This window comes from Propionicimonas sp. (assembly GCF_049840635.1).
In the GTDB taxonomy this organism is placed as follows: Bacteria; Actinomycetota; Actinomycetes; order Propionibacteriales; family Propionibacteriaceae; genus Propionicimonas.
This window is the reverse complement of sequence record NZ_JASGKL010000005.1, coordinates 2,072,436-2,098,877: the sequence shown is the minus strand read 5'-3', so window position 1 is coordinate 2,098,877 and position 26,442 is coordinate 2,072,436. Positions and strand designations below refer to the sequence as shown.

The window sequence follows — 26,442 nt, the reverse complement described above, 5'->3', positions numbered from 1 at the left end:
GCTGGGTGGAGTGTCGTTCGGGCTGGCGGCTCAGTCGCTGAGGTTGCCGATGCGCCAGAATTGGTACATCCGGTGCCCGGCGAAGTCGGTGTAGTGGTAGATCCGGACGCCGCGTCCGCGGGCTTCCCAGCTGGTGTGTTTGTCGGGGTCGAAGACGAGCATCACGTGGCCGGCTTTGTGGGGTCCGCGCCAGGTGTTGGTGAACACCAGGTCGCCGGGCCGGGCCCGGGAGGCGGGGATCCGGTAGGCGTTCTTGTGGGCCCACAGCCGCATCGATTCGGCGGTACGCGGCAGCCGGATGCCGATCTGGCGGAACGCGGCACCGACGAACCCGGAGCAGTCATAGCCGCCCGGCCCGACACTGCCCCACACGTACGGCTTGCCCTTCTGCTTCGCGGCCCAGGCGAACATGACCGCGACCCGCGCGGAGGTCAGCGGGGGCAGGTCGGGGTTGCCGTCACCGAGGCCGTCGCCGCAGTCCTCATGGTCACCGGCCACGACGATGCTGCCGCCAGCGCCGGCGTAGCTCCACGCGTAGTAGAGGACGTCGTTGCGGTAGCTGATCGAGTGGTTGTAGGCCCACAGCGCCTTGATCACGCCTTGCGTGCCGCGACTCACGCCGGAAGCAGTGAGGTAGTTGGCGGCGGAGAAGATGCTGTCGGCGTCGTTGTGGATGTCGCGGCGTCCGTCGTGGTTGCCGTCGACGCCGTAGGCGGCGAAGGTGCGCGGCATGAACTGCATCAGCCCCTGCGCGCCCACGCTGGAGGTGGCGTTGTTGCGGCCGTGCCTGGTCTCGGCCATCCCGATCCCGGCCAGCAACTCCCACGGCACCTGATACTCGTCGCCAGCGGCCAGGTACAGCTTCCTCACCGCTGCCGGGATCGCTTGGGCGGGGCTGGTCAGCGACTGGTGGCGAGGACTGCCCCACTTGGGGAGTTCGAACCCGACGCCGGCTTCCTCGCCGCCGGTGAGGTCCAAGTTGGCCTGGTCGAGGTAAGCGCTGCACGGGTCGATCCGGACCTGCTCGGCCACGGCCGGGGCGACGACTGCGGTGGCGATGGCGATCGTCCCGATTGGGAGCCCGATGGTGAGGGCGAGGATCGGGCCGAGTAGCAGAGCGAGCGTCTTCATGGTCGTCTCGGAGTTCTAGGAGGCGGCGGCCAGCGCCTGGTTGGTCCAGGTGAGGGCGTGTTCGGCGGGGTGCAGGACGGTCTGCACCTTGTGGACGCTCTCGCCGACCAGCCAGACGGCGCGGCCGGGGGCTTGGCGGCACCAGTCGGTGACCAGCCCGGTGGCGATCGGCGGGAGGCCGAGGAGGGTTTGGAGTTCATCGGCGACCTTCTGGTCCTGGCCGTGGAGGATCTTGGTGTCGGCCAGGTGCAGCAGGTCCTTGGCGATGGCCGCAGCCTGGGAGGTCGCGTCCCCGGCTGAGAGCATGTCGGAGGGTTTGTGGGCGATCGCGAACTGGATGTCGCCGTCGCGCCGGGAGAGGCGCAGGTCGGCGTCGAAGCTCTTCACCGCTTCCACTCCGAGCCGCAGCTGCTTCCAGGATTCGTCGCGGACCACGATCCGCAGGTCGCCGGGTTCGGCGACTTCGCGCATCGCCCGGCCCCAGCTGTTGAGGCACATCAGCGCCATGCCGACTGCCTGGTCGCCGAGTCCCTCGAGCCGGGACAGCGACAGCGACTGGATCGGTGCGTCCCAGTCGAGGTCGATGGTGGTGTGGTCATCGAACAGGCCGCGCAGGCTGCCGCCGACCAGCTGACCGAGCGAGTCGCGCAGAAGCCGGGTCTCGTCGAGGAAGTGGCGGACGGACGCGAACCGGCACTCCTGGGCGAGTAGCGTTGGTGGTTCGTCGAGCAGGTGCCACAGGGCGGGGATGGTGGTCTCGGCCAGAGTGGTGTTGCCGGTGGCGTAGCCGGTGAGCAGGCGTAGGGCGGCGTCGAGGACGGCTTCTTCGCTGGGCCCTACCGGCACTCGATGCTCGCCGACGCGTTGGGAGCCGATCAGGCCGCGGAGCAGGGTGAGCCAACGGCTGAACACGATGGTGGCCCGTTGCCGGGCTTCGACGGGGTCGAGCTGCGCCCAGCCCTTGGCGAGCGGCCCGAACGCAAGCGGATTGATCCGGGCGTTGAGGCCCTGGCCGATGGCGATGGGTTCGACCCCGAGGGTGCGGCACAGGATCTCGTACTCGTCCTTGGGGTCGCCGAGCACCAGCGTGCGGTAACCGAACCCCATCATGCGCAGGCAGAACGCCTTCACCGTGGCGGACTTGCCCATGCCGGGCTTGCCGAAGCAGAACACGTTCGGATTGCTGACGGAGATGTTGGGGTCGAGCACCCACCCGTTGGGGTCGGCATAGAACGAGGTGCGGGAGAACAGGTCGATCCCCATCTGTGCGCCGCGCGGTGGCAGGGCGGGGCCGGCGACCAGTGGCCACAGCACTGGCGCCTGGTCGGCGGTCATCCGCCACACCGACACCGGCGCCGACGCCGGGGACCAGCCGCGGCCGCGCCGCCGGGGTCCGCGCGAGTTGGCGATCGTGAACAGCCTGCGCTCGCGTCCTGAGTCGGTCGGGGTGGGGCGGGTGGGTAGCTCGTGACCGAAGTCGGTCAGCAGCTCAGGTACTCCTCGGCCATCCAAGACCGGGTGCCTCTTCCTCACGATCTCGACCATTCGTGAGTAGGTGCGAGGCCGTCCTCGCGAGGCGACCCATCACCCTCCGAGCGCCAACTCCGGGCTCCAGGCACAGAGCCTGGCGTGAACGACCGATTCGACACCTTCCGGAGCCACGGCGCACGGATCTTGGGCCACTCGATGTTCTGGCTCGCTGAGCACGACACAGCTCTCGCTCGAGTCGAGCAGACTCTCGTAGCTGCTTCGGCACTGGCCGCGGGCACCCTTGTGCAGCCCCTTCTCACCGCGCTGCTCATCGCGGTGAGGCTGACACTATGCTGGACTTCCATCTCGCAGCCCACAGACCTCGCCTCGTAGGACCCGCGTTTCCCTCGCGGCGTGGACCTCACGATTCCGTCCTCAACAGGCTGGCGCCGAGCGGGGTGGCGGTGGCGGCGAACGCTGCGTCCTGGGCGAGGTCGAGGCGGAGTGGAGAGAAGCCGGCGTGGCGGATGGCTGAGTCGAGGCGGCGTCCGTATTCGGCGATGCGTTGGGTCTTGGGGGCGGTGACGGTGGCGACGGCGTAGGGCCGGATGAGCGCGTTGCCGGTGGCCAGGCGGGTGTCGAGGCTGCGGGTGCGGGCCAGCGCGATGCGGTCCTTAGCTCGGGTCTTGACCCCGGCTTTGGCGCGGAGTTCCTCGCCCATGTCGGCGGCCCATTCGGCGCTGGCGGTCTGCTTGTCGGCCGTGCTCTGGGCGAGGATCGGAAACGCGACAAGCAGGCAGCGACGTTCCTCTGGTTCGGTCGGTGCCAGGACCGGAGCGAGCGCGCCGATCACCGCGCCACGGGCGGGGAGCTTGATGGTGGCGCTGATGCTGTTCCACGCGTCGTGGCTGTAGTGCCGGATCGCCAGGTCGGCGCCGGACGGCCCGGCCATCGCCCACGGCACGTCCGGGTTCACATTCGGGTTGGCGGCGTGTGCGGTAAGTGCGTCCACGATCGAGGCCCGGTCGCCGGGGGCGAAGCCGGTGCGGACTGCGGCGGCAAGCTCGGGTGAGGTGAGCCACTCGACTTCGCGGATCCGCAGGCCCGCGCGCAGGTGGTCCTCGACTTCGTCCATCACCATCGCCAAAGCGCGAGCCCGTCCGTCCACGCCGCGGCCGTACTCGCGGGCTTCGCGGGCCAGGCGGCCTTCGGGCACCACGATGGTGACGAACGCTTCGGTGCGTACCGCGGCCCGGGTCAGCAGAGCCGCCAGGCCTTGGTTGACCTGCCGGGCGAGGTCGGGGGCGTGGGGTTGTTGGTGGCGGTTCATCCACTGGTCGCGTTCAGCGCCGTCGTCGGGCACGGAGCGGACGGTGAACAGCAGTTCGTTGACGAGTTCGGTGCGGGCGCACGCGTTGAGCAGTGCGGTGAGCCCGGCTCCTTGGCTGGCGCGCTCTGCTGCGTCGGCGGTGGCCAGGCCCGGGTGGGTGATGGCGGCGGTGACTGCCCAGGTGCGGGTGGCGTTGTGCTGGATGATCGCGACCCGCCGCTGCTCGATGCCTTGGGGCGGTCCGTCGTGGACGGTGATCGCAGCCAGCACCCCAGGCAGGTCGGCCTCATCCAGCTCGCCAGCCTGTCCGGTGGTGGCGCGGGCCCGGAACCGGGTCCAGCCAGCGACCCCGCCGGCTGTATGGCGCAGGGTGGCGGCGAGCCAGCCGATCGCGGTGCGTCCAGCGATCGGGACGAGCACCAGAGTCGCGGCCAGCGCCCAGGCGGCGAGGAAGCCGAGCAGGAGCCCCCACTGCTGGCGGCTGAGCGCCCACACCGCGGGGATGCCGGTGGCGACGGTGACGATCAGCTGCGGCCCGGACAGGCCGAAGAAGTAGCCGGTGCGGTCCTTGGCGTACTCGTCGTACACAACTGAACCCATGATCGGGTCTCCTTCCTAGACTGCAACCGCAGCCGCTTCGGCCGCGCTGGTGCCGCCGGCAGCGGTGCCACCGGTGGTGGCCGAGCCCGCGCCGCTGCCGCCACCCGGGCCCGCGCCAGGCCCGCCCTGGGTCGGGGTTCGAGGAGGTGGTGCGGTAGGCGGCTGGTTGCCGGCTTGGGCTTGCTGGTTGGCGCGGGCGCCACCACTGATGTTGCCGGTCTGGTCGGGGTAGTAGCTGTTGTTCCCGACCCCGGCCTGATTCGTGGTGTCGGCCATCACGGCCGCGGCGGTGGCACCGACCTTGGTCATGGCGCCGATCCCAGCGGCAGCGAATGCCCCGACCGGTCCGAGGACGCCGAGCCCTGACGAGACCCCACCGGCCGCGCGGCTGGTGGTGGTTGCTTCGGCGCTGGCCTCCCCGGCCGAGCGTCCTGAGTCATCGGCCTGAGCCGCGGTCGTATCGCCGCTCGCGGCCGGGTTGCCGCGCAACAGGCCCTGAAGTCCACCCGAGGCGGCCAGCCCGGCCCGCATCGCCGCACCCGACGCCGTCCCGGGGTCGACGAAGGCGAGCAGCTTGAACAGGGCCAGCGGGGCGAAGGAGGCGATGCAGATCAGGATCACCGCGGGGATGGCGGTGGCGATCGAGGCGAGCGCGCCGGCGGATTGGCCGGTGGCGACGCCGGTGGCGAACTTTGTGCCGATGCCGGTGACCATGACGGTGATGACGGGGGCGAGGGCGGCGGCGTGGAACCAGCGCAGCGACTTCCAGAACCAGACCCGGGTGGTTTCGGTGGCTAGCCCGGCGGCGGAGATCGGGGTGGTGGCGACGATCACCATCAGCGCGGCGGCGCGGGTGAGCATCATCACCACGTGGGCGATCGCGGCGATCCAAACCAGGATGCCGAGCACGCCCAGGATGGTGGCGGTCGCGGCGTCGGTGATGTCCTTCGCTTCGATCGGCGTCCAGGGCTGCCAGTCGCGCCAGCTGGTGACGTTCAGCAGCGACTCCATCAGGCTGCGCGACAAGCCACTTGAGGCAGCCACAATCAGGACGGTGTAGCCGATCCAGGCGGCCCACACCAGAGCGAACTGGACCAGGCCGATCAGGGCGCGGGCGAGTTCGCGTCCGTCCCGCTTGGCGGCGGCGATGCCGAGCTGCACCAGGCCGAGGATCAGCAGCAGCGCGGCGGCCAGCCAGAACGTCACCCGGTACAGCTCACCGGCCGGGCCGTTCTCCGAAAGGTCGGGGGTGAGCAGGGAGTCGACCCATCCCAGAATCAGCCGCAGCACCCACAGCCCGGAGTTCCACACCGCCAGCATCGCTGCGGTCCAGCCGTCGACCACGATCCGGCCCGCGATCGACCCCATCGTCTCGAAGGGGTTCGGCAGCGGGATCATCGCAGCGCCTCTTGCTCAGCACTCGACCAGGTCAGCCAGCCAGCAGCGACCGCGGCCTTCGAGCCGGGCCACGCGGACGGGGCAGTTGCGGGTGGTGTGCCGCGGGCGATCTGCCAGCGGCCGTCCGTCCACTGCATGCGGGCGCAGTGGCCCCAGCCCATCCGATAGTCGGCGGCGATGGTGGCGCGGACGTCGAGCAGGACGCAGGCCACCACCCAGTCCGGGCCATCGCTGCCCTTGACCATGCCACCGGCCGGCGCGACGGTGACGATCGTGGCCGCGTCCTTCACCGAGCCCTGCCGGGCGCCCCGCAGGAACCCGGCCACGTTCACGGCCAGATCCCACTCCTCCAGGGCAGGCCCGCCCGCCGTCACCCACGCCTGGTAGGTCTCGGCGGTGTAGGCGACGTCCATGGCCTCGAGGACGGCGACGTCGATCGCGGCGAGCTGGGCGACCGCTCCATCGGGGCTGTGTCCGTACACCGGGACGCCGGCCGGACCGCGACCCTCGACCGCGTTCGGCAGGTGGATCGCCGGCGCTGGGCTGAGGGCGGGATCGGGACGGGTCGCGGCTCCCGGGTCGAGGCTGGGCATCGGTGCGGCGGCGATGTCGTCGCGTGAATGTGCTGACGGCGGCGCACCCAACCCACCCCCAGGTGGCGCGCCGCCGTCAACGATCAGGGTCGGCCGCAACGAACTGGCGATCAGGATAGCCACCCCGGCGACCAGCACGACAGCAATCGCGACCGCTCCGATCAGGGCGCCCTGCAGGCGGGCGCGGCTCCACGGCTGCGCCGGTTCGGAAGGGCTCGTGTGGGTTCGCATGGTGACCAGCTCAGATGCAGCCGTTGCCGACGATGCTGTCGAGGGTGCCGGGCCAGATCATGTAGCAGATCGCGGCCAGCACGACGACGCACAGCCCGATCACGCCCCACTTGGAGGCGTTGTGCATGCTGAGCATCTTCCCGGCCGCGATCGCACCGATCGAGACCAGCCCGGCGAGGGCGAAGATCGCCAGCACACCCCAGGCGACGTTGCCGGTGACCTGATCGACGATGGCCTGCGCGCCGGGCGGCGCCTTCGGGCAAATCTCCAGGGGGATGAGTAGGAAGCGGTCGAGGGTGGTCATGGCAGGAGTCCTTCCAGCAACTGGTGGGCGGTCGCCGCAAAGGCGCGGGGCAACGGTTCGGTGGTGATCCCTGACATCGCCAGGACGGGGTTCGGCGGAAGCGAGAAAAGACGGCCCGAAGCGCGGAGCTGCACGGTCCGGGAGCCGAGCGAGCGCTCGACCGGACTCGGAAGCCGGTGAGGCGAGGCGACCACCACGGCCCAGCAACGTTCCGGCCCGAACGTCGCCAGGACGGCTTCGAGGCGGGCCATGCCGGGGATCGACGCTCGCGTCACCAACACCACCCGCGGGCAGGTGCGGGCCAGGTCGGCGAGCCAGCCTGCCTGAGTCAGGAGTTGGCGGGGCTCCCACCAGGAGTCGACCACGGTGAGCCAGCCGGGGTCGCCAGGCAGGGGCGCCGGGAGGCCTTGGGGTGTGGGCGGCTGGTCGTGGCGGCGCTGGATCAGGGTGGTGTCGCGGCGTCCGGCCAGCCAGCCGTTCGCGGCCTCCCCGAGTTCGGCGGTGCTTGCTCCGGCAAGCCCTGAGTGGGACGCGGGCGCGCAGTCCACCACCCGCGCCCGGTCGATGGCACCGGCCAACAGCAGCGCGACCGTCGAGGCGCCCACCGAGCCACCGCAGCCCACCACCAGGACGGGAACCTCGCCCGGCGCTGGCTGCCACGCGACGGTGGCAGGAGCTGGGACCGGCGGTGTGGCGGTGGAGTGCCGGAACTGGCCGCGCTGGACGGCGAGCCAGGCGTCGAGCAGCTCGCCGATGGGCACCGGGCGGGCGGGCGTCCGGACGCGGCCGCGGGTGATGGGTTGGGACATGTCGCGGAACTCCTCTCGCTTCCCTAGGCCCACGAGGGGGTGCGATCAGGACGCGAGCTGGTCGAGAACTTGAGTGATCTCGCTCGCCCGGGCGGCGAGCGCGTCCAAGGCGTGCCGGCTGCGGCGGCGTACCGTCCGCGGTGAGACGCCGAACTCGGGGCCGACCAGGATCGCCGAACCGAGCAACGGCCGGCGCGGGCTTCGATGCTTCGGGTCGACTACAGAGATCTCGACCAGCTCCAGCAGCAGATCACGGTCGAACGGCTCGATCGTGCCGGAATCCACACCCCAGTCCAGGGCCTGCATCAGCTCCTGCCGAGGGGTCAACACGGTCGCCATTGGCGCGTCGCACAGCTGGGCACGGACATCGATCCCCGCGCCCACCGTGGTTCTGGGCGGGCGGTCGGGGTCGAGGTTCCACTCGCGCAAGACGTTGCGGCGCAGGTTCGCGCAGATCGTGCCGGTGACCCGGGCGCAGCGCCGCCAGTTGTAGGTACGGATCTCGATCCACAGCTGCGAGGCGACCAGCTGGTCGACCTCGCGCGGGTCGACATCGGCCAGGTGGTTCGCGATCCGACAGGCCGACGGCAGCAGGCAGAACGCCAACAGCAGCGCCGCATCGGTGTCGTCACCGCCGTCCTTGGCGGCCAGCATCGCCAGGTCGAGCAGGGCGGCGTTGGCGTCAGGGGTGGGCGCGGCCCGCAACCATCGGCGCAGGTTCGCGTGGTCGGCCAAAGCCAGGCCGGGCCGGCCGGCGACCCAGTCGTTCCAGTGCTGATCGATGATCTGGGCGGCCATCCCGGCCGAAAGCCCAAGGGCTGTCTCGACACTCATGATCGGGTCCTTTCGTGGTCCTGAAGACCACTTCAACCGATCACAAGCACCTCCCCCCAGCGGTCCCCAGAACCCCGTGGAGCGACATTCGTTATCCACAGGCCGCGAGCGTTCGTCCTAGTCAAGCGAACCTCCCCTAACCTCCCTCAACCTCCCCCCGGATCAGGTCGACGAACGCGAGCTGGCTCGATTCGCGCCGCTAGCGAGCCGCCGAAAACGTACGAAACGGCCTGCGCCCAATTGTTCTCATGCGACAGTGGGCGGCCGTCGTCCGGTCCCGCCGCCGAGGTTGAGAGTGGCGACGCGACCACGGCGCCGACAACGGTGAGGTAGGGCCGGACCGAGGCTGGATACGCTTGGGCCGTGCACTACCTCGGCCCTGACCGTCCGCGTACCTCCTTGTCAACGTGGGACGAGGTGGCGGCGGCCGCTCAAGGTGGCCTGCTGGAGGAGAATCAGTGGTGTGAGCTGAAGCTGATGCTCCCCCCGTCCGACAAGAAGTCCAACCTGGAACTAGCCCGCGACTTGGCCTCGCTGTCGGTGTACGGCGGTGTGTTCATCGTCGGGATCGCCGACAAGACCTTCGAAGTCGTCGGTGTCGACTCCGACGGCGTCGAAGGACTGCGATCCCGGATCTCGCAGGTGGCGAAGCTGACTATCACCCCGCCGCTGTCCCCCGTGATTCACGATGCGGTTGGCACCCCTGGAGGCAAGTCGATCGTCATCGTGTCGGTGCCGGCGTCGCCGGTTGCCCCGCACATGGTTGACGGCTTCTACTGGGGTCGATCCAGCGACGGCAAGCGCAAGCTGTCGGACCCTGAGATCCGCGCACTGATGGCGGCGCGCGCATCCAGCGAGACCGACTTCCGTGCCCGACTGACCGACATGGTGAACCGTGACCCCCTTGCCGACTACACCGAGGGGCATCCAACAGGGCAGGGCCACATGTACTTCCTGGCCGAACCGTGTGCGCCACTTCCGCCACGACCCGCTGACCTCGATGTCGGGAAGCTGCGCTATGCGGGGAGTCAGTGGGCCGGCGACTGGAGCGGGACGCTACCTGACTGCACTTATCAAGCGTTCGACCCCGAAGGGCAAGCCTTCATGAGTAGCCGCTCGGTCGCCCCTGCCAAGTACGAACGCAGCCTGTGCTACTTCTCCGTGAAGGACAGGGACGACAGCATCGAAGTAGTCCAGGGCGGGGCGACCTTCATCCACGAAACGCCCTCTGGGCAGACTGGACATGACGTCCTGGACCGGTTGGTCGTCGTAATCACCCGACAAACGCTCGCCATGGTGCGGAAGTTCAGTGCGGAGATGGGCTACTCGGGGCAGTGGCGCATCGGTGCCTACGTGACCAGCCTCAGAGGAAAGCGTCGGAGCACCGGCCTGGCGTTCGGCAACTTCCCCCCGTTCGCCGCAGACACCTACACCCAGGCCATACTCACTACGGCTTCTAGGCTGGAGGACGACCTGGATGAGGCAGCCGACCTGCTGCTCCGGGGCTTCAAGCGTGGATTGGGTGTCGAGCAATGGACCCTCGATGACATCGCCAATCGCGGGTAGAAGCACCTCAGCAAGAGGTCTACGCCCTCCCGCGAGACCTGTCCCTCGTCGGACGGACTCAGGGCGGTCCCGAGAATCCTGGAGCTCCATTCATCACCCGGCGTGGCCGGCTGCGGCGTGAGTGCAACGCGGAGAACCGCGAGCCGCATCGGCGCCCTCAACATGCCCCTGCTCGTTCTAGCCCGTAGGCGATCTTCGTGCCCATCCTCGCGACTCCATCAGATCAACCGCACGTGGGCCTGGATCGACTGGTCCGTCTGCGTCTCTCTCTCGAACTAGATTGGAAAGGGACCCAGCGGCTGAACGAGAGTCGCCCGTGGCATCGCTTATCGCGATCAAATCGAGCTTTGGTATCGCCTCATCGGGTGCTGCTGTTGCGGCGACCGTAGCCGCCCTCCAAGCGAGTTCCATGTCTCCGGTCTGCATCGCCATGCTTACGGTGAGGTGGGCCAGGTCGACGATTCCAACGAGCAGGTTCTCGTCATCGCGTTCGGCGGCCATCCAGATTCCGCCGGTTGGTCGAAGCTCGGCGTACGGCCTGCCGGTCACAAGCCGGAGCGCTTGCAGGTAGTCGTCGATGCCTTGTTCACCGCGTGTTTGTCCGCGGGTTCGGAGGCGGCGGAACAGGTCTGCGTCGTAGAGCAAGTCGTGCAGGTGGTAGCGCCTGCGTCCGTCCTTGGAGGGGGCGGCGTCGGGTAGGTGCCGTTGACCGGTTTCGGGGTGGCAGTCGAGCCAGGCGCGGACGACGGAGAGGTCGCGCTGGATGCGTGCCGGGGTGGTGGCGAACGCGTCGCACAGCTGCTGGGTGGTCGCGCCCTCGGGCTTGGTGGCGAGGTAGGCGACAAGTTCGGTGTAGAACGGCTTGCGTCCGGCCGCTTCGGCGGGCTTTCCGGTAGGCCCGACCCGGACGCGAACTGGACCAAGGACGGAAAGCCTTGGCCGTTGGCAGGTCTTCGACCACCATTCATCCAGATCGGTGTCGAGCGTGGGGTCGGCATCGACGATCTGACGCGCCAGATGTTCGGGGATCTCGGGTGCGAGTACAGCAAGGTCGGCGCTGGTGGTCGCCGCGGTGGCCAAAATGGCGGCGTCGGGTTGGGGCAGGTTGCTCCGGGACGGGTAGGGGCTTCCGTTCGGGTTGCGTGGTTCTGTGAGGATCGGCCGGAGTCGTCCGGCTTGGTCGCCGAACTGGCGCCAGCTTCCGTCCTCGCCGTCGGTGGTCGGGACGTCGGTCTCGCTGAGTTCTTCGGCGGCCTGGATCAGTTGGACGCAGCCGGCGGCTTCGTCGCGGGTGATGCCGTTGGCGATCAGGTCCAGCCCGAGCGCCGGGACCAGTGCCCGGCCGTCGGCGCCGACGGTGATCTGGAGCGCCGGGCCGGAGCTGTCGGTCACGCCGATCAGCACCGCCGCCGTGCTCGTCCGGTGCGGCTGGTCGTGAATCAGCTTGGCGAGCTGGTCGAAGTGGCCGGTGGTGGTGTTGGCGATGAGGACGCGATTGAGCCAGATTTCGTCTCCGGCTTGGCTGGCGCGGGCGGCGGCGAGGTCGGTTTCGTGGAGTCGGCCGAGTCGGTCGATGGTGTCCACGGCGGCGCGGATGGTGTCGTCGATGCCGTTGGCAGTGTGGTGGCGGAGGCGTCGGGGGTCGAGGTCGGTGAGTTCGTCGAAGACGTCGATGAGGTCGACCCGGATGTCTCTGGACCAGGGGCTGGTGGCGAGTTCGGCGGCGAGGTAGCGGCCGAGATCTTCGGCGTAGTCGACGTCGCCGCCGATGGTGGTGATGCCGGCGGTTTCGAGATTGATCAGCCAGCGGTGGCCGGTGTCGTCGGCACCGACGGTGGCGAGGTGTGGCCAGGGAGCGGGCCCGTCGGGTTCCAGCGGTTCGAGGTCGTCTGGGACGTCGGCCACGTCCAGGCTCCACACGGTCGCGGCGTCTCCCTGCTGCCAGGGGTCGGGCAGCTTCGCGTCCTCGGCAAGGTGGATTCGCAGGACGGCCGGGGTGGCTTCGACGGCGAGCAGCACGGGGAGGGGTTGTCCGGCGGCGATCAGAGTGGCGGCGAGGCGGCGGAGGGATTCGTCGATGTGGAGGAGGTGGTCACCTAGGGGCGCTCCTTGGTGCCGGAGGGTCTTCTCGACCGGGATGGTGTGGGGTCGGGGTGGTGCGGTCGCGTAGCCCGGTCGGCGGTGGTGGTGCTGGATGGCGCGGCGGCGCAGAAGCACCAGCCACAGCGATCCGGCCAGCACGGCTCCTGCCCCGGCGAGCCCGGACAGCAGCCACGCCGGTTGGGCAATGCCCTCGTCGACTTCGACCTGGTCCCCGCCTGCGGCGGTGGTGCCAGTCGTGGGTGCGGCTGCCGCGCTGGTCGGCGGCTGGCTGGGAGTGGCGGGCGCGATCGGTCCAGAGGGGACGGTGACGGTTGGGTCGGGCTCGGCCGGTTCTGTTTCCGGTGCCCGGGTTCGTTTGGCGGGCTTCTCCGGCGCCTTGTCGTTGGTGGGAATGTTGAGCTTCCAGCCGATGTCGATGACGTCGGGGTCGGTGAGGTGGGCGCCGCCGGGTTGGCGCAGGTGTTTGGACGCGTCGAAGATCTCAGGATAGCGGCGGGCGTCGCCGAGGTGATCCAGGGCGAGCTGGCTGAGGATGTCGCCCTTCTTAACGATGTGACGCTCATAGGTCGGCTTGGCCTTCTCGACGGCTGCCGGGGCGGTATGGGGCTGGGTGGGCGCGTCAGGTGCGACGGCGGGTGCTGTTCCGTGGGCGGCGGCCGGGGGCGGTGCGGTGAGGGTGGTGTTGGTGTTGAGGAACAGCGCGACCGCTGCCGCGACCAGGGCGCGGGCGAGGCCTTGGGGAAGGCCGAGCCCGCGCAGGGTCGGCGCCGGGTGCTGTCGGATGACGACGGCGAGCTCGGTGAGGACCGCAATCGCCAGCAGCGCCCAGATGATCCAGCCGGCCGCCTTGACCAGAGTGAGGAACAGGGTGCCGTCGTCGGGCCGCAGCAGCGCCGTCCACAGCCCGGACAGCGTCGGTTCGACGTGAGGAAGGCCGACCGGCGCGATAGCGACCAGGACGATGGGGAGGCCGATCAGGAGCAGCGCCAGGAGGAGGATGGCGCCGATGCCGGTGAGGGTTCGTCGCATGGTCAGCGCTCGCTTCCGTCCTGGGCTCGTACGAGGCGAGCGGTCGATGTGCTGGTCACGGTGAGGGGTCCGACACCGATGGCTGCGAGGAAGACCGGGCGGTAAGTGGCGGTGGTGGTGATCTGGAGTTCGGTTCCGCTCGCGGCGATGGTGGCGGTGCCGGTCATGTCGGCACCGGCGATGTAGTCGAGTGCGGCTTGGCGGGCGCGGGTGGTGTCGACGGATACGGTGCGTCTGCCGGACATCAGGGCGTCGGGGTCGATCTGTTGGCCGGCGATCCGGGCGGCTTGGGCGGCGATGTCGGCTGCGTGTTGCTTGGCGGCGATCTGGCCGACCAGGTCGACCGAGATGCCGACGATCAGCGTGAACGCCAAGACGATCAGTACTGCCCAGACGCTGACCGAGCCGCGTTCGTCGCAGCGCAGCTCTCGACGACGTGCGGGTGTCATCGCCGGGCTCTTTCGCGGTAGGTATCGATGGGGCTGGTCAGGGTTGCCCGGATGGTGAGGTCGGGCAGGCCGGGAAGACCCAGGTCTGCGGTGGCGACGCGGCAGGACAGGGTGGCCGAGACTGATGCCGGGGTGCCGGGCGGGGTGGTGAAGCCGTCGAGGTCGAGGTCGAAGGTGTGGCTGGCGCAGGGCAGCTGCTGGTCGAGCCCGGCCTGGACGGCGGCCTGCGCGCTGGTGCGGGCTTCGGCCTGGGTGCGGGCCAGGGACGCGGCGCGGGCGGCGTCGGCGGCGACGGCCTGGACGCTCTGGTGGGTGAGGGCGACTCGTCCGCCGAACACGACCAGCAGGATTAGCAAGACGACGGCCGGGCCGGCGATCACGGCCTCAATGGAGGCCGAGCCGCGCTCATCGCGGAGGTTCATCGGGTGATCCTCTCGACCGGTTTAACGGCGACCTGCTCGGCCCGGGGTTGCCAGCCCGGGATGACGCTGAGGGTGGTGCCGGCCACTCTGACGGTGACGGTGGTGGCGTTGCGGGTACAGTCGATGCTTGGGTCGGTGAGCACGTCGCCGAGCTGGGCGAGGAACGCCTCCGCGGCCCGGTGGCAGGCGGTGGTGGTGCCGCGTTCGGCGGCGGCTGCGCGGGCGCCGGTGGTGGCGGCCGACAGGGCGGCGGAGCGTCCGTAGAAGAACAGCCCGGCTTGCATGCCGGTGAACGCGATGCCGAACAGCAGCGGCATCAGCACGACCATCTGGACACTCATCGAACCGCGCTCATCGAGAGCGCGGCGCCGGAGTGCCCTGGTCGTCATGGCCGGTCAGCGGATCTTGGCGATCTGGTTGTTGAGGTAGACGGTGATCGCGACGACGACGGCGGTGACGAACCCGATGGCGGCGGCGGCCCACAGTGCCTGTTCGACGGTGAACGAGCCGCGTTCGTCCTTCTTCAACTGGAGGAGCCGCTGACGGGTGGTGACGACGAGGGCGTGGGTGCGGGCTGCGAGCAGCTGGGCCAGTTCGGTCATGGTCGTTCCTTCGTTAGGTGGTGAACAGGCGGGCGATGGCGGGGATGATGAGGATGGCCAGGAACACGACGGCGGTGAGGCTGGCGGGGATGAACATGCGTTCGCCGACTTCGTTGGCCGCTCCGAGGTCGGCGGTGAGGATGGCGTTGCGTTCGGCTTCGGAGCGGGCGCGGAGCGTGTCGTAGACCTGTGCGCCCTCTTCGCCGCACAGCCGCATGATGTCCGCCAGGTCGTTGAGGTCGGGGATCGCGAGTTCGTCGGCGAGGTTCCGCAACGCGTCCCACGGCTGTTGCCCGGAGAACCGGGAGCGGGCCAGCTCTTCGCTGATCCGGCGGAACGGCCAACTGTCGCCGACCTCGGCGGCCAGCTCCATCGCCTGCCGCGACCCGGATCCGCCGCCGTGGCGTTCGAGGGCGACCAGGTCGGTGTAGGCGCCCAACGCCCGGCGGAACTCGACCCGGGCCTGGGCGGCGTCCTGGCGGACATTGAGGTCCGGCACGAACCAGCCGGCGACCATCGCGACGAGGGTGACGATCACCGGGATCGGGACTGGGATCGCCACCGCCCAGGAGATCAGCCAGGACAGCAGCGGCACCATCAGCGCAGCCAGGGCAGTGAAGGCCAGCTTGTCACTGAAGAACGACGCCACCGACTTGCGCAGCACCGCCAGATCCTGAACCGGTAGCCGCACCCACCCAGACGGGAATCGGCGCATCGCCCACAGCCCAGCCCGTTCGCCGCCGCTGGCGGGGATTGTGACGGTTGCCGGAGCGGTTGGTGTGCGGCGGGGTGAGAGCCGGTCGAACGCGTTGGCCAGGTCGGGTTCGGCGGGTGAGACCCACCAGATGAAGGTGCCGACGCCGGCCATGATCAGCATCCCGGACAGGATCAGCAGCTGGAGTGAGGTCATCGCCGGGCCTCAGCTTTCGCGAACTCGCTGCTCCCGGAGAGGAACCGGGGCGGGGGTGGCGCCGCGGCCATGCGCCGCATCCACGCCAGGCAGGCGGCGTAGCAGCCGAGCAGTACCAGCAGCACGGCCTGGCCGATCGGGCTGGCGTAGGGGGCGAGGAACTGGCCCGACAATGCCAGGACCGCCAGGACCCCGGCGGACAGGACCGTCACCCAGTGGGCGGTGGCGCGCGGCTTGGCCCGGTCGGCCTCGATCTGGCGGCGGGCGCGGACGTCGGCGGCGGTCGACTCCGCCAGACCGGTCAGGACCGCCGCCAGGCCGGGGCCACGCTTGCTCGCGCCGAGGATGAGCGCGGCGGCGACCAGGTCACCGGTGGCGTCATCGATGTCGGCGGCGAACGCCCGCAGCGCAGCTTCGGTGGGCCAGCGTCCCCTGAGCCGGGCCACCAGAACCGATACTTCCGGGCGCACCGCTTGCGGGGTCGAGCGCAGGCTGGCGATCAGCGCCTGCTCCAAGCCCTGACCGGCCGTCAGCACCCCGGACAGGTTCCGGGTCCATTCCGCGATCCCGTCCAGCCGGGCGATCCGCTGCGTCTCGGGCGAGGTGGCCAGAAGCACCGGCAACCCCAGCACGGCCCCCGGCAGCAGCACCGCCAGCACCAGCCACCCGGTCAGCAGCCCGGCCACCAAGCCAGCGGCCAGCGCCACCAGCACGGCGGCGCGCCGCCTGGCCGGCAGTGCGCGCCAGAAGGAGGCCACTCGCCGGGGCCGCCGCACAGGCTTCGGCGGCGGCTCGGGTGCGGGCCGCAGGCTGAGGATCACGCCGAGGACACCGGCGACGATCAGGGCCCCGGAGAAAGCGGCGAGGACGGCGATCATGACCGCACCCTTGGGTTGGCCTCGGCTTCGGCGAGGAAGCTGGCGTAGTCGAATCCGTGGTCGATGAGCCGGTCCAGCAGCCGTCGTGGCGGTGGGGTGTCGGCGACCCCGCACGCTCCGGGAACGTCCCGAAAGACGGAGGTGAGGCTGTAGCGGCGGTTGTCCTCGCCGGGTTCGACGGCCAGGATCTCGGCGACCTGGCGGACTTTCCGCGCCAGCCCGTCCGGGCTGGTCGGGCGGAGGATCAGGCAGCGGAGATGGACGATGAAGTCGATGGTGTCGGCCAGCTTTGCCGCGGCCAGTTCCATGGTGACGTGCGGCCCGGCTTCCATCGCGCAGGTGATCAGCTTGCGCATCGTCGCGTACGCATCGGCCGAATGGGTGGTCGACAGCGACCCGGCGCCGGACTCCATCAGCTTGATCATGCTCCACACCTCAGGGCCGCGGATCTCGCCGAGGATCTGGCGGGACAACGTGAACCGGAAGCTGTCGATCACCTGCTCAGGAGCGCGACGTTCGCCCGACGAGTGCCCGTTGGCGGTTCGCTCACCGGAGCCGGGGCGCTCCTCCCAGGCGTGGACGATCCGGTGCTGCTCGGGCAGGTCGTGGAGGAACAGTTCGTGTTCGGTCTCGAAGGTGCCGATCGACTCCCACGGGTCGATCTCGGCGCACAACGCCCTCACCAAGGTGGTCTTGCCGTCGCCCTGCCCACCGGACACCACGATCGAGCGGCGGGCTTTCACGGCGGCGGACAGGAAGCTGGCCATCACCGGCGTGATCGCGTGCCAGTCGACCAGATCGGCCAGCGTCACCCGGCGCACGCGGTGGCGCCGGATCAGCACCGACGGCCGGGCTGTGTCCTGGGCGGCGGCCAGCCGGGAGCCGTCCTCCAGCCGCAGGTGCAGGGACGGCTGGGACGAGCTGAACGGGCGCGGGTTGTCCGCCCTGCCGGCCACGAAGGACAAGAAGTCGAGCAGTTCCTCGTCGCTGTCGGCGACCGGCTCGGCGTCCACCAAGGTGCCGTCGGCATGCTCGACCACCACCCGGTCATGGCCGGTGATCACCACGTTCTCCACCGCCGGGTCGTCCAGCAACGGCTGCAACCGGCCCAGCCGGAACAACGCGTCGAACACCGCATCCGCCAAAGCGGCACGCTCTACCAGGGACCGCGCCTGACCGGTTTCAACGATCGTCACGGCGTCCTGGGCGTCCAGCAACTGGTCGATGATCCCGCGGCCGGCCTGCTGCTGCTCGTCGTGGCTCATGCCGGGCTGCCGGGCGATGGCGTCGGTCAGGGCTGCCGCGGCCTCGCCCCGTAACTGGGCGACTTCAGCCCAGTCGCGCGTCGACACCCTCCGTGGTTTCGGATGTAGCTGGGCCGGCACGCCGGATGCAGGCACCAAGGAGCTGGGCACGACAGGTCCGGTCGGCGGATCGGGTGCCGCAGGCTCGGGGACGGCCAGTCGGAAGGTCGATCGCACGCGACCCGGCCGCGGATGGCCGTTGCGGGCGGCTCCGGTGGCGAACATCGGCGGGTCCAGCGGGCCCGCCTCTCGCGCGTCGTCACTCATCACGCCTCCCTCCGGCCAACACCCTCAACTGCTCAGGCACTCCACGGATCGCGGCGTACGACAACCCGACCAGGGCCTCCGCGGTCGCCCGCAGCGACCGAACGTAGGCCGAGCCTGTGAACGCTTGTCCGGCCGCGTCCGGGCCGCGTCCGACGCGGCGCCACCACGGCGGGACCGATGGCGGCTGGCCGTGGGAGTAGACCCGCGCTTGGTCGGGCGCGAACTCCACAGACCCCAGCACTGGCACACCCAGCGACCGAGCCAACTCCTGGCGGCTGTAAGGACGCCCCTCGCCGACGACAAGCAGTCGGGTGGTGTGTCCGGGGGCCTCTTCTGCGGCAAGGGCCGCCGCCCAGGACCGGCTTGCTGCAAGGCAGGGCAGATCGCTGCCAACCAGCAGCAAGGCCACATCCGAACCGAACACCAGCGGCCTGGGCCAACCCGGCAGACCGAGCCGGCCGGCGTCCACGATCACGTCGGCCCCGGTCGCCTCCACCTCGCGCAGCGCGTCCAGCAACGGCTGCCATAACGCGGCGACCCCGCCGGCCTGCTCGTGGGACCGCGAGCCGAACAGCACAGACACCGACGAGTCCGGCACCGGATACAGCAGTCTCGGCAACGCCTCAGCCACCAGGTCGGAACGCTGGGCCAGCACCAGATCGACCAGCCCCGGCTGGTCCAGCTGGCCGCGGAAGAACCCCGCCAACAGCCCCGAGCCGCCCTTCGCGTCCGCCTCGACCAGCACAACCGGACGCGGCCAGTTCAACCCCAGCCCGAGCGCCGTCGCGGTCACCCCGGGAGCACCGGTAGCCGACGCCAGAGACACCAACACGGCTCAGCGCTCCCGCGAATCGAGCACCACCGCTACCCGGCCGGTCGCGGCCCGGGCAGCCACCTCCGCGGCCTTTGCCGACGGCACCACCACATCGACGACCACGAGCTGGCCGTCGGCGGAGTTCGTGACCGATTGCACGGCCGCGTCGATCGTCACCGGGGTCGTAGTCACCTCGGCCTGCTCCGCCGGGGTCTGCACCAGACGCACCCGATCCCCAGCGCGCAATGGCTCAGCCGGCAGCTGGCCCACCGCCAACGCCAGCCCAACCACCGACTCGCCGGTCCGCGGCAGCACGTCCGGCTGCACCTGGGCCGGGCTCAGCAGCGTGCCCGCCGATAGATCGCTCGCCGCCCGCTGACCCACCAGGGACTCCAGCTGGGACGAAGGAACCACCTGCACTGCCGGGTCCACCGACACCCGCACCACCATCAGGTCCTCGGTGGTGATCAGCTCGCCACGATCCACGCCGGCCCTGACCGCGACCACCTCACTGGAGGTCGTCGAGCCCATCCACACCACCACACCCAAGCCCGCGCCGAACAGCACCAGGCTCGCCCAGGCCAGCACCATCAACGGACGGCGGCGCAGCTTGCCCGGCACTGGGTGGGAACCGACAGAGTGCCCGTTCGGACCGGGGGTCGCCGTGACCGGCGCTGAACTTGTGGTGGTGGCTTGCATCAGTCCCCCTGGGGTAGAAGGCCAGCAGATGCGGGAGCTTGTCCCGCGGGGTCAGCGGTTCACGATCACCTGGATCTCGCCGACTTCGAGCGTCCGCTCCTGGGACAGGCTCAACGGGATCGCCCCGGACCTGCCATAACCCGACCACCGCGCAACCCAATGCACCGTCGCCGTCACCCGATACGTCCCCTGCCGCTCATACAGATAGCCGCAGGTCGGGGACGGCTCCGCGCCCATCCCCTTGCGCCACGGCGTGCCCTTGTTCGCACACCGAACCTCGTCACCGTTGCCCATCGACCACGTCACCGACTCCGCCCGCGCGGTCAACGACACCCCCGCCGCACTGATCGTCGCCGGCCCCCACGTCAACCGGCCCGGCTCGGCTACCCACAACCAAGTGGGGACGCCGACGTAACCCATCGCGCCCGTCGTCGTCGGCGTCCAACCCACCTTCGGCGGCTGCAGCTGCAACCGAGCCAGCAGCGTGCGGGCGATCGACTCGGCGTTCTCCGCCGGGTCGAACCACAACCACATCTCCTCACCAGCGATCAAGCAGGTCATGCGGACCCAGCCGGAGTGGTCACTGTCGTCCAACCCGAGGTCGGAGAGCGTCACCCCGAGCGGCGCGACCACACCGTCGGCCGCTATGTCGGCGCAGTCGGGAACGACCTTCTTCCTCGGCGTCCCCGGCTCGCCCGGCTTCGGATCGGACGGATCGCCTGGCTCGACGATCACGATCTCGCAGACGTCCACTTTGTCGTCGCAACCGGGGTCCTCCGCGCGAGCAACGCTCAGTGGCCCGAGCGTGAAGGTCAGCCCCAAGACGATCAGCCAAGCCATGAACCTGGTCATGACGGGCCGCACTCGCCCTTGGTGGGAGCCAATCCGTAGACACGGAACGTCTTGTCGTCCGTCCGCTTCTGCGCCGTGTACTGGCGAAGCAGGAACTGCGGGATCTTGTAGCCGAGTTCCGCCTCGCTCACCCCCTCACCGTCCTTGTCTAGGACTCGGGCCGGGCTCTGATCGATGCAGCGGGTGATCACCACCTCGGTGCCGTAGCCGACATCGGACGCCCTCGTCGCCGTGGTCGTCAGCACCTTCGTGCCGCTGTCGTAGCGGAAGCCCTGCTTCTTGAGCTTGAGGTAGGAGGCCACATTCGACCTCACCACCTCGGGACCCGCCCACTTGCCGAGCAACGTCCGCATCTGACTCTCGGTGAAGCCAGCCGGATTCGCGCCGATCTCGTCACTGGCGGCGCGGTAGCCGTCGACTGCAGCGATAGCTGCACTCTGTTCGGGGCTCCAGCTCGGCGTCGGTGTCGGTGGCGCGGAGACGGTGGGCGAGGGGGCCGAGGTGGACGGCGACGGTGCAGTCTGCGACGGCGCGGTAGAGGGCGTCGGGGTGGTCGAGGTGCAGCCGCACAGCAGAATGCACGTGGCCAAAGCAGCGATGCGCGCTGGGGTTGGCGCCATGGCCGGACTCCCTTCCTTCTACCTCCCTAGGCCCACGAGGGTCGACGATCGGGACATCCGAACGCATGCGATTTCTCGCGGATCTGGTTTTCAGAGTAAGTCGAGCGTCCGGATCTGGCTAGGCCTTGCGCAACCGGTCACGTCCGAGCGGGGCCGTCGTTCTGGCTCCAGGTGACCCGATCGCGACCCTTCGTGGGCCTAGGGAAGTGAAGGCCCGGCGGCGAAAGGAACGTCATGACCAACTTCTCCGAGCGACAGCTCAGGACGCTCCCCCTCTCGAGCCCGTTCTCGGGCCAGTCGACAATGCCTGCTCCAGAGTGGGTCTCACTCCAGCAGGCAGCTGTGCTGCACGGAGTGAGCGTTGACACGCTCAGGCGGCGTATCCGTGAGGGAAGGCTCCCCGCCTACCGCTTCGGCGACCGGCTCATCAAGGTCCGGATCGAAGACCTCGACAACCTCTTTCGTCCGATCCCCGTTGGCCAGCAGCTCCGACGCCGCGTCTCCTGACGCTGGTGCCGCGAGTTGGCCATTGGTGCCAAGCCATAGCTTCGGCGGGTCCATGTCGGTGTTCCCCGTCTGGTGAGGATTTGCCTAGCGGCACGGCGAAGCTGCGATCACTGCGGCGGCGGTCGGTATGCCGATCAGGAACAGATCAGTGATCTGACAGGCCGCGCCAGGATCTGATTGCCACGCACGCGTTTGTCGGTCGACGACAGCGCAAGAGGGATGCCGGTGAGGATGTCGATTGCGAACCCGAGGGCTGTGCTGAGGAAGGCGAGGATGTGGGCCTGGACATGGCGAGTCTTCGGGACAGCCGCGCTCCATCTAGCCGGCGTTGGGTGGGGCCCGCGAGGTCTACCCGTCTATGCACCGACACGGTTCCGCCTTCACGTGCGACGTACCGCACGTAGAAGGCCGGCGGCCATCTCCGTGCACGCCATCCACGCTGGCATCTCACCCATGGGCCTGAGATGGGACGCCGAACTGCTAGTCGGGGCTTTCGCGACTCGCAACCCGAACTCGGGTCTGGGAGCGCTACTTCGCGCCCGTCCATAGCTGCTCAACGCGATCCAGAAACTCGTCCGGACCGAGCCTTGTCGTTTGCGCCAGGCCGAAGGCCAACAGAAGCGCTCCCTTCGCCTCTCGTCTCCCCAGCACGCCCAGCCGGTCGAGCACGTCGTAGTACGCCACCGGGAGTCTCCTCGGCCGCTGAATCAACTCTTCGACCGCGAAGTCCTCAAGTGCCGCATGCACATCGTCATCTGGTCCGAGACGCTTCGCGCGCCTCGAGATGTCGCTGATCTTCATGCTCTGCACGTGAGCAGGCAGGTTGATCGCCATGTCTCGGGCGACTGCTGCGAACACGCTCGCTGGATCAACCACCGTGCGATCGCTCCAAGCCTGCTTCAATCTGCCGTCGATCCGGACCTTGCCACTGACGATTGCCAACGCGGCCAAAGCCGACTCGAGTTCCTGAAGTATCTGGCTCGCCGCACTTGACCAAGGCTTCCGCCGATCCACCCATACGCTCCGGATCTGTTTCGCCCTTGCTGCGCCAGAATGAAAGGAACCATTCCTGAGCGGGTCGATGAGGCCGTCGAAGTCGGTGATCCTGTCTCGCTCCGTGAAGGCGCAGAGTTCGCGCGCGGCGGTGGCCAGGAACGCAACATCGGCGCCGAGTTGCTCATGCCACAGCTGGTAGCACTGATTCACGACCTCGTTGAAGTCGGCCTCCGTCGAAACACTCGACGCCTCGACCATGCGGATGATCGGTCCTAGCCCCACCCCGGTACAGAGATACCGGTTGTGGTCGAGTGCCTCGAGCGGGTTCACTGCGCCGCCCGGCTCGCGAAGTGCCGAGGTTCGGCCACCGCGCCCCCGCGGAGCTTGAACCCGATATGGAACGGCGCCAGCGGCTGGTCTCGCGTGAACTCCTGATTCGGCGAAAAGGTTGCCGGCACAAAGGACACCTCGGTGGCCAGTTCATTCACCCATGCCGATGCCACGTTTCCCCTCGACCAGCGCACGCGGCCCGTGAAGACCCGCGGCTCACCGGTCGCCTGAGCCACCAGGTAGGCGGTGAAGATGCGGCGCTGAATCTGGCGAGTCGCCTGTTCAACATCCTGGAATACGTGCTTCGCCTCTACGAAGCGCCCAAGGTGGAACAACGCGAGACCCTGCATGAACCTCGGCCTGTATTGGTCGGGCATCGGGGTCTCGGCCAGTTCCGCCGCCATAGCCAGCACGCGCTCCCAATCGGCCAGACTGAGGCGCAAGAGTTCCCGCTCCCCGGCGAGGAACTTCGACCCAGTCAAGCTTCGCCAGAACAGGCCCGTGAGGAGTTGTGCGCAACGCCAGTCCGACTTCACCGTGGCTGGTGACTCCAAGAGCCGCTTGAGTGCCGCAGCCTCACCGGAGGGGCCAGCTTGCAGGTCGAATCTGCACAGGAAGTAGGTTGCGGCCGGATCGTCGCTTCTCGACAGGGACTGGAGGTGGCGATAAACCTCCTCCTGATTCCCGAGCAGCTGGTTGAGTTCGACACTTCTACGGTCCAGCTGGGCTGACTGACGTGAGGTCAGGACGCTGCGGTCGATGGAGTCTATGGATGCGACCGCATTCGCCAGTCGGTCGATCTGCTCATCACGACTCAGGGAGCCTGACTCCACTGCGTCCCGCGTCGACCAAGCCAGAACATCGACGGGGTACATGTTCTCTGGGTCGATCGCACGCGCCTCATTCACGACGTCCAGGATGTCGCTGAGCCGGGAGCTGATCTGGCCCTCCGCATCCGCGTGCCCAGCTGCCACCAATTCATGTGTCATCGCTCCGAGCGTGCTACCTAGCTCGACTGCGAGAGACAGCCGCATCGGACCCCTCACAGAAGGATCGTTCAGCGCCTCCTGAACGAGTTCTCTGTTGTCTTCGAGGATCCCCATTCGTTCGTCCAGGGATCCCGCGTGAGTGTTCTGCTGCCAGTGAACGTGGGCACGGGCGAAGTTGGACTCCTGCAAGACGAGGCGTGGGTTCACCACCCCCGAGCGCATGCGCAGATCCCGGAGTGCGTCAGCAATCTCGAGGTAGTGCGCTTGATAGGTTCCGCCGCGCGGGCTCTGGGGGCCAACTCGCTCCAACAGCGAGACCATGAACTGAACCTCGTCCTGGCCCGCACACCACCCCTGCGAAGCCCTCAACTCGCGAATCGCAGAGCAGATGACCTCCACCTCAACCTGTGGGGTCAGGTCCTCTCTGGCGGCGAGTTCGGCCTCCAGGCTCGTTCGGGCCGTGAGGAAGTACTCACCACTGTCGTCCTCCAACCAGCGGAGGATGTCAAAATGGCGGACGGCATCCCGCACCACGAGGGAACCGTTCCCGCCGACCACGCGGAGCGCAAGGTCCACCGGGACAGGTATGCCGTGGCGACCGGCGGTCAGAACCAAGCCGCTGAGTTGCTGCATGGCGCTCCGTGCGCCGAAACTCAACTCCGCAACAGGCTGGTCCGGATCAGAAGCGGGCCGCAAGTCCGCCAGCGAGACGCCCGCGGCCTGAAGCGCCTCGGCCATCGCCGTTAGGCGCTGCTCGGGTCGTAGAGCTGCCGCCTTCACCGCCTTGGCCGACTCCTCCATACTCTTCTCCGCCGCACGGATCTCCAGAGCGAGGCCTCGCTTCAACTGGTGTTCCGTCTCGGGCAGAACTCGGTAGAGAAGCGCCAGGAAGCTCGCGTCGAGCTTCGCGGGTTCAGCGATGCGGATGTCGAAACTAGCGAACCAGGGCACGAGCCCGTGGAGCTCGCCTCGCGTCAACTGCGCGGGCGCCTGAACCCAGTCTCGGGGGGCGTCCTGAGCGGGATAAGTCGACCCGACCACCAGCACTCGCCGACCTCGGGCACGCAGCTGCCTAGAGAGCGCGTCGTACTCGCTCGCCGGCACCATCCCGTCCCACACCAGCACGACCGCGTGGCCGCCATGACTCTCGACCCAATCGGCATAGGCGTCGATATCTTCAAGCGAGGGCCGCTCGCCTCTCCTCGCTTGGTGGAGAACGGCGGCATCGCCGGTCAGTGCGAGACTCGCCGCGAGCCTGGCCAGTGCAACGCTCTTGCCAGTAGCCGTCTGCCCGGCCAAGATGATGGGCCGCGGCAGGTCTGGCCCTGCCAGCGAATCGGCAACGCGCGTCGCGAGTTGCTGCTCGAACTCGCGGCGGTAGGGGATCCCCGCGGCGATCGCCTCCCACGGCGTTGCACCCTCGGAGGCACCCGTGAACTCTCTGAAGATTTGATACTTGGCAGCCTTCGAACCCAACACGGGCGGCTCGAGCAGCGCGATATCGATCGGGCGGGCGGACCGTCGCACCTCGTTCCACGTGTGGACGTCGACCTGCACAAACCCGCTGCCAAGCGCAATCACCCGGGTCCTGGACGACTGTCGGTCAACACTCGATCGCGGTAGGGCGCCTTCCTCGGCAAGGTCGGCCAAGACCATGGCCAGCGACTCTGAGTGCAACGTCAGTCCGCCGGAGGCAACCGCAGCCGCAACGTACGGGTTCTCGCCCAGATCGGGCTCTACCGAGAAGAGGTGCGCCTGGCCCGGCGGAAGACGCCTGATAAGCGGCATCAACTCCTGAGCGGAGAGCCAGTCGTCAGGTCGCCACCCTTCGATCGCGATCAGCCCGCGCGGGGTTACGGTCTCCGTTACGAGCCTCGCGACTGCCGAGCGAACTCTGACAAACCGGTCGCTCTCATCGATGAGGTCGGCAGGTGGCTGATCGTCAGGCGGAAGCGCGGACCCACCGAACAGGTACTGAATCTGAAGCGCGGCCGCATTGCGCGTGAGCACCGAGTCTGCCCCTACCGGGCCTACTGTGCGCCACGATCGTGCAAGGTCAGCGGCGAGTCGGGCATCGGTGCGAGATGTGGCGATTGCGTTCCAAGCGTAGCCGGCCAGCAACTCGTCCAAAGACGCGAACTGCGCGGAATCCAGACTGCCGGACGACTTCGCCCCCCTGCTCGGCAGGCCCTCCGACAGGTCCGCAGCGGCTTCTCCCACGGAGGCTTGCCCGAGTAGCAGCACGGCTGGTCCCTGCGCCAGCCGCGCAGCGAAGGTGCGCCAGCTCTCGCTCGCGAAGCTAGACAAAGGACCCCTCCCGTTCCGCCGTACTCGCCGCACCGTCGCGTCAGGAAGAAACGTACCGGCCCTACCCCCTACGCGGAGGCGAACAGGGCCGCACCTCC

25 protein-coding genes are annotated in these 26,442 nt (G+C 68.7%); 2 read left to right on the top strand and 23 right to left on the bottom strand.

What is annotated here, in order from left to right; translation table 11 throughout:
• Nucleotides 1-30 precede the first annotated feature (30 nt).
• The 8 genes from QM779_RS15320 to QM779_RS15285 all read right to left on the bottom strand — a co-directional run bounded on the left by QM779_RS15320 (nucleotide 31) and on the right by QM779_RS15285 (nucleotide 8,700).
• Nucleotides 31-1,131, bottom strand: a complete 1,101-nt coding sequence (locus tag QM779_RS15320) for a lytic murein transglycosylase (RefSeq protein WP_428536815.1) — start codon at nucleotides 1,129-1,131, stop codon at nucleotides 31-33.
• A 15-nt stretch (nucleotides 1,132-1,146) separates the two neighbouring features.
• Nucleotides 1,147-2,664: an ATP-binding protein gene (locus QM779_RS15315; RefSeq protein ID WP_428536812.1), complete on the bottom strand. Its 1,518-nt coding sequence runs from the start codon at nucleotides 2,662-2,664 to the stop codon at nucleotides 1,147-1,149.
• A 358-nt stretch (nucleotides 2,665-3,022) separates the two neighbouring features.
• A complete protein-coding gene (locus QM779_RS15310) occupies nucleotides 3,023-4,531 on the bottom strand; it encodes an SCO6880 family protein (RefSeq protein WP_428536809.1) in 1,509 nt (502 codons plus the stop codon).
• Between the two features lie 15 nt (nucleotides 4,532-4,546).
• Nucleotides 4,547-5,929: a hypothetical protein gene (locus QM779_RS15305; RefSeq protein WP_428536806.1), complete on the bottom strand. Its 1,383-nt coding sequence runs from the start codon at nucleotides 5,927-5,929 to the stop codon at nucleotides 4,547-4,549.
• A complete protein-coding gene (locus tag QM779_RS15300) occupies nucleotides 5,926-6,753 on the bottom strand; it encodes a hypothetical protein (protein WP_428536803.1) in 828 nt (275 codons plus the stop codon). Before QM779_RS15300 ends, QM779_RS15305 begins: the two co-directional genes overlap by 4 nt.
• Before the next feature lie 10 nt (nucleotides 6,754-6,763).
• Nucleotides 6,764-7,057 carry a hypothetical protein gene (locus QM779_RS15295; RefSeq protein ID WP_428536800.1) on the bottom strand — a complete coding sequence of 98 codons (294 nt, stop codon included), beginning with the start codon at nucleotides 7,055-7,057 and terminating at the stop codon, nucleotides 6,764-6,766.
• Entirely contained in the window at nucleotides 7,054-7,866 is an 813-nt protein-coding gene (locus QM779_RS15290) for a hypothetical protein (RefSeq protein WP_428536797.1), read from the bottom strand. The genes QM779_RS15295 and QM779_RS15290 overlap by 4 nt, the downstream gene beginning before the upstream one ends.
• A 45-nt stretch (nucleotides 7,867-7,911) precedes the next feature.
• The gene (locus QM779_RS15285) at nucleotides 7,912-8,700 is read right to left on the bottom strand and encodes a hypothetical protein (protein WP_428536794.1); all 789 of its coding nucleotides are present in this window, start codon (nucleotides 8,698-8,700) and stop codon (nucleotides 7,912-7,914) included.
• Nucleotides 8,701-9,063: 363 nt separating this feature from the next.
• On the opposite strand from QM779_RS15285, the gene QM779_RS15280 reads away from it, so the two are divergent.
• Complete coding sequence (locus QM779_RS15280) at nucleotides 9,064-10,266, top strand: AlbA family DNA-binding domain-containing protein (protein WP_428536791.1); 1,203 nt, start codon at nucleotides 9,064-9,066, stop codon at nucleotides 10,264-10,266.
• Nucleotides 10,267-10,443: 177 nt separating this feature from the next.
• Here the strand turns inward: QM779_RS15280 and QM779_RS15275 are convergent, their stop codons facing one another.
• The 13 genes from QM779_RS15275 to QM779_RS15215 form a co-directional block, all read right to left on the bottom strand.
• Nucleotides 10,444-13,398 (bottom strand): hypothetical protein, encoded by a 2,955-nt coding sequence (locus tag QM779_RS15275; RefSeq protein WP_428536788.1) that lies wholly within the window; start codon nucleotides 13,396-13,398, stop codon nucleotides 10,444-10,446.
• Nucleotides 13,399-13,400: 2 nt separating this feature from the next.
• Nucleotides 13,401-13,772 (bottom strand): hypothetical protein, encoded by a 372-nt coding sequence (locus QM779_RS15270; RefSeq protein WP_428536785.1) that lies wholly within the window; start codon nucleotides 13,770-13,772, stop codon nucleotides 13,401-13,403.
• A gap of 71 nt (nucleotides 13,773-13,843) precedes the next feature.
• Nucleotides 13,844-14,269 (bottom strand): TadE/TadG family type IV pilus assembly protein, encoded by a 426-nt coding sequence (locus QM779_RS15265; RefSeq protein ID WP_428536782.1) that lies wholly within the window; start codon nucleotides 14,267-14,269, stop codon nucleotides 13,844-13,846.
• The gene (locus QM779_RS15260; protein ID WP_428536779.1) at nucleotides 14,266-14,610 is read right to left on the bottom strand and encodes a TadE/TadG family type IV pilus assembly protein; all 345 of its coding nucleotides are present in this window, start codon (nucleotides 14,608-14,610) and stop codon (nucleotides 14,266-14,268) included. The genes QM779_RS15265 and QM779_RS15260 overlap by 4 nt, the downstream gene beginning before the upstream one ends.
• A gap of 54 nt (nucleotides 14,611-14,664) precedes the next feature.
• Nucleotides 14,665-14,871, bottom strand: a complete 207-nt coding sequence (locus QM779_RS15255) for a hypothetical protein (protein WP_428536776.1) — start codon at nucleotides 14,869-14,871, stop codon at nucleotides 14,665-14,667.
• Between the two features lie 13 nt (nucleotides 14,872-14,884).
• Nucleotides 14,885-15,781: a type II secretion system F family protein gene (locus QM779_RS15250; RefSeq protein ID WP_428536773.1), complete on the bottom strand. Its 897-nt coding sequence runs from the start codon at nucleotides 15,779-15,781 to the stop codon at nucleotides 14,885-14,887.
• Nucleotides 15,778-16,659: a type II secretion system F family protein gene (locus tag QM779_RS15245; protein ID WP_428536770.1), complete on the bottom strand. Its 882-nt coding sequence runs from the start codon at nucleotides 16,657-16,659 to the stop codon at nucleotides 15,778-15,780. The genes QM779_RS15250 and QM779_RS15245 overlap by 4 nt, the downstream gene beginning before the upstream one ends.
• Entirely contained in the window at nucleotides 16,656-18,011 is a 1,356-nt protein-coding gene (locus QM779_RS15240) for a CpaF family protein (RefSeq protein WP_428536767.1), read from the bottom strand. The genes QM779_RS15245 and QM779_RS15240 overlap by 4 nt, the downstream gene beginning before the upstream one ends.
• A gap of 211 nt (nucleotides 18,012-18,222) precedes the next feature.
• Nucleotides 18,223-19,023: a hypothetical protein gene (locus QM779_RS15235; RefSeq protein ID WP_428536764.1), complete on the bottom strand. Its 801-nt coding sequence runs from the start codon at nucleotides 19,021-19,023 to the stop codon at nucleotides 18,223-18,225.
• Nucleotides 19,024-19,065: 42 nt separating this feature from the next.
• The gene (locus QM779_RS15230; RefSeq protein WP_428536761.1) at nucleotides 19,066-19,665 is read right to left on the bottom strand and encodes an SAF domain-containing protein; all 600 of its coding nucleotides are present in this window, start codon (nucleotides 19,663-19,665) and stop codon (nucleotides 19,066-19,068) included.
• 129 nt (nucleotides 19,666-19,794) lie between these two features.
• The gene (locus QM779_RS15225) at nucleotides 19,795-20,595 is read right to left on the bottom strand and encodes a hypothetical protein (RefSeq protein ID WP_428536758.1); all 801 of its coding nucleotides are present in this window, start codon (nucleotides 20,593-20,595) and stop codon (nucleotides 19,795-19,797) included.
• Nucleotides 20,592-20,948: a hypothetical protein gene (locus QM779_RS15220; protein WP_428536755.1), complete on the bottom strand. Its 357-nt coding sequence runs from the start codon at nucleotides 20,946-20,948 to the stop codon at nucleotides 20,592-20,594. The genes QM779_RS15225 and QM779_RS15220 overlap by 4 nt, the downstream gene beginning before the upstream one ends.
• 40 nt (nucleotides 20,949-20,988) lie before the next feature.
• Entirely contained in the window at nucleotides 20,989-21,177 is a 189-nt protein-coding gene (locus tag QM779_RS15215) for a hypothetical protein (protein ID WP_428536752.1), read from the bottom strand.
• A gap of 272 nt (nucleotides 21,178-21,449) precedes the next feature.
• Between QM779_RS15215 and QM779_RS15210 the strand changes: the two genes are divergently transcribed.
• The gene (locus QM779_RS15210; RefSeq protein WP_428536749.1) at nucleotides 21,450-21,722 is read left to right on the top strand and encodes an excisionase family DNA-binding protein; all 273 of its coding nucleotides are present in this window, start codon (nucleotides 21,450-21,452) and stop codon (nucleotides 21,720-21,722) included.
• Between the two features lie 528 nt (nucleotides 21,723-22,250).
• On the opposite strand, the gene QM779_RS15205 is transcribed toward QM779_RS15210, so the two are convergent.
• Entirely contained in the window at nucleotides 22,251-23,048 is a 798-nt protein-coding gene (locus tag QM779_RS15205) for a hypothetical protein (protein ID WP_428536746.1), read from the bottom strand.
• The gene (locus QM779_RS15200) at nucleotides 23,045-26,281 is read right to left on the bottom strand and encodes a hypothetical protein (protein WP_428536743.1); all 3,237 of its coding nucleotides are present in this window, start codon (nucleotides 26,279-26,281) and stop codon (nucleotides 23,045-23,047) included. Before QM779_RS15200 ends, QM779_RS15205 begins: the two co-directional genes overlap by 4 nt.
• Between the last annotated feature and the right edge of the window lie 161 nt (nucleotides 26,282-26,442).

Excerpts from the sequence above, each read along its gene's own strand:
- QM779_RS15285 (WP_428536794.1), bottom strand. The coding sequence starts at position 8,700 with ATGAGTGTCGAGACAGCCCTTGGGCTTTCGGCCGGGATGGCCGCCCAG.
- QM779_RS15260 (WP_428536779.1), bottom strand. The coding sequence starts at position 14,610 with ATGAGTGTCCAGATGGTCGTGCTGATGCCGCTGCTGTTCGGCATCGCG.
- QM779_RS15220 (WP_428536755.1), bottom strand. The coding sequence starts at position 20,948 with ATGCGGACGTTGCTCGGCAAGTGGGCGGGTCCCGAGGTGGTGAGGTCG.
- QM779_RS15310 (WP_428536809.1), bottom strand. The coding sequence starts at position 4,531 with ATGGGTTCAGTTGTGTACGACGAGTACGCCAAGGACCGCACCGGCTAC.
- QM779_RS15250 (WP_428536773.1), bottom strand. The coding sequence starts at position 15,781 with ATGACCTCACTCCAGCTGCTGATCCTGTCCGGGATGCTGATCATGGCC.
- QM779_RS15320 (WP_428536815.1), bottom strand. The coding sequence starts at position 1,131 with ATGAAGACGCTCGCTCTGCTACTCGGCCCGATCCTCGCCCTCACCATC.
- QM779_RS15300 (WP_428536803.1), bottom strand. The coding sequence starts at position 6,753 with ATGCGAACCCACACGAGCCCTTCCGAACCGGCGCAGCCGTGGAGCCGC.
- QM779_RS15305 (WP_428536806.1), bottom strand. The coding sequence starts at position 5,929 with ATGATCCCGCTGCCGAACCCCTTCGAGACGATGGGGTCGATCGCGGGC.
- QM779_RS15255 (WP_428536776.1), bottom strand. The coding sequence starts at position 14,871 with ATGACCGAACTGGCCCAGCTGCTCGCAGCCCGCACCCACGCCCTCGTC.
- QM779_RS15225 (WP_428536758.1), bottom strand. The coding sequence starts at position 20,595 with ATGACCAGGTTCATGGCTTGGCTGATCGTCTTGGGGCTGACCTTCACG.
- QM779_RS15210 (WP_428536749.1), top strand. The coding sequence starts at position 21,450 with ATGACCAACTTCTCCGAGCGACAGCTCAGGACGCTCCCCCTCTCGAGC.
- QM779_RS15265 (WP_428536782.1), bottom strand. The coding sequence starts at position 14,269 with ATGAACCTCCGCGATGAGCGCGGCTCGGCCTCCATTGAGGCCGTGATC.
- QM779_RS15295 (WP_428536800.1), bottom strand. The coding sequence starts at position 7,057 with ATGACCACCCTCGACCGCTTCCTACTCATCCCCCTGGAGATTTGCCCG.
- QM779_RS15275 (WP_428536788.1), bottom strand. The coding sequence starts at position 13,398 with ATGCGACGAACCCTCACCGGCATCGGCGCCATCCTCCTCCTGGCGCTG.
- QM779_RS15290 (WP_428536797.1), bottom strand. The coding sequence starts at position 7,866 with ATGTCCCAACCCATCACCCGCGGCCGCGTCCGGACGCCCGCCCGCCCG.
- QM779_RS15245 (WP_428536770.1), bottom strand. The coding sequence starts at position 16,659 with ATGATCGCCGTCCTCGCCGCTTTCTCCGGGGCCCTGATCGTCGCCGGT.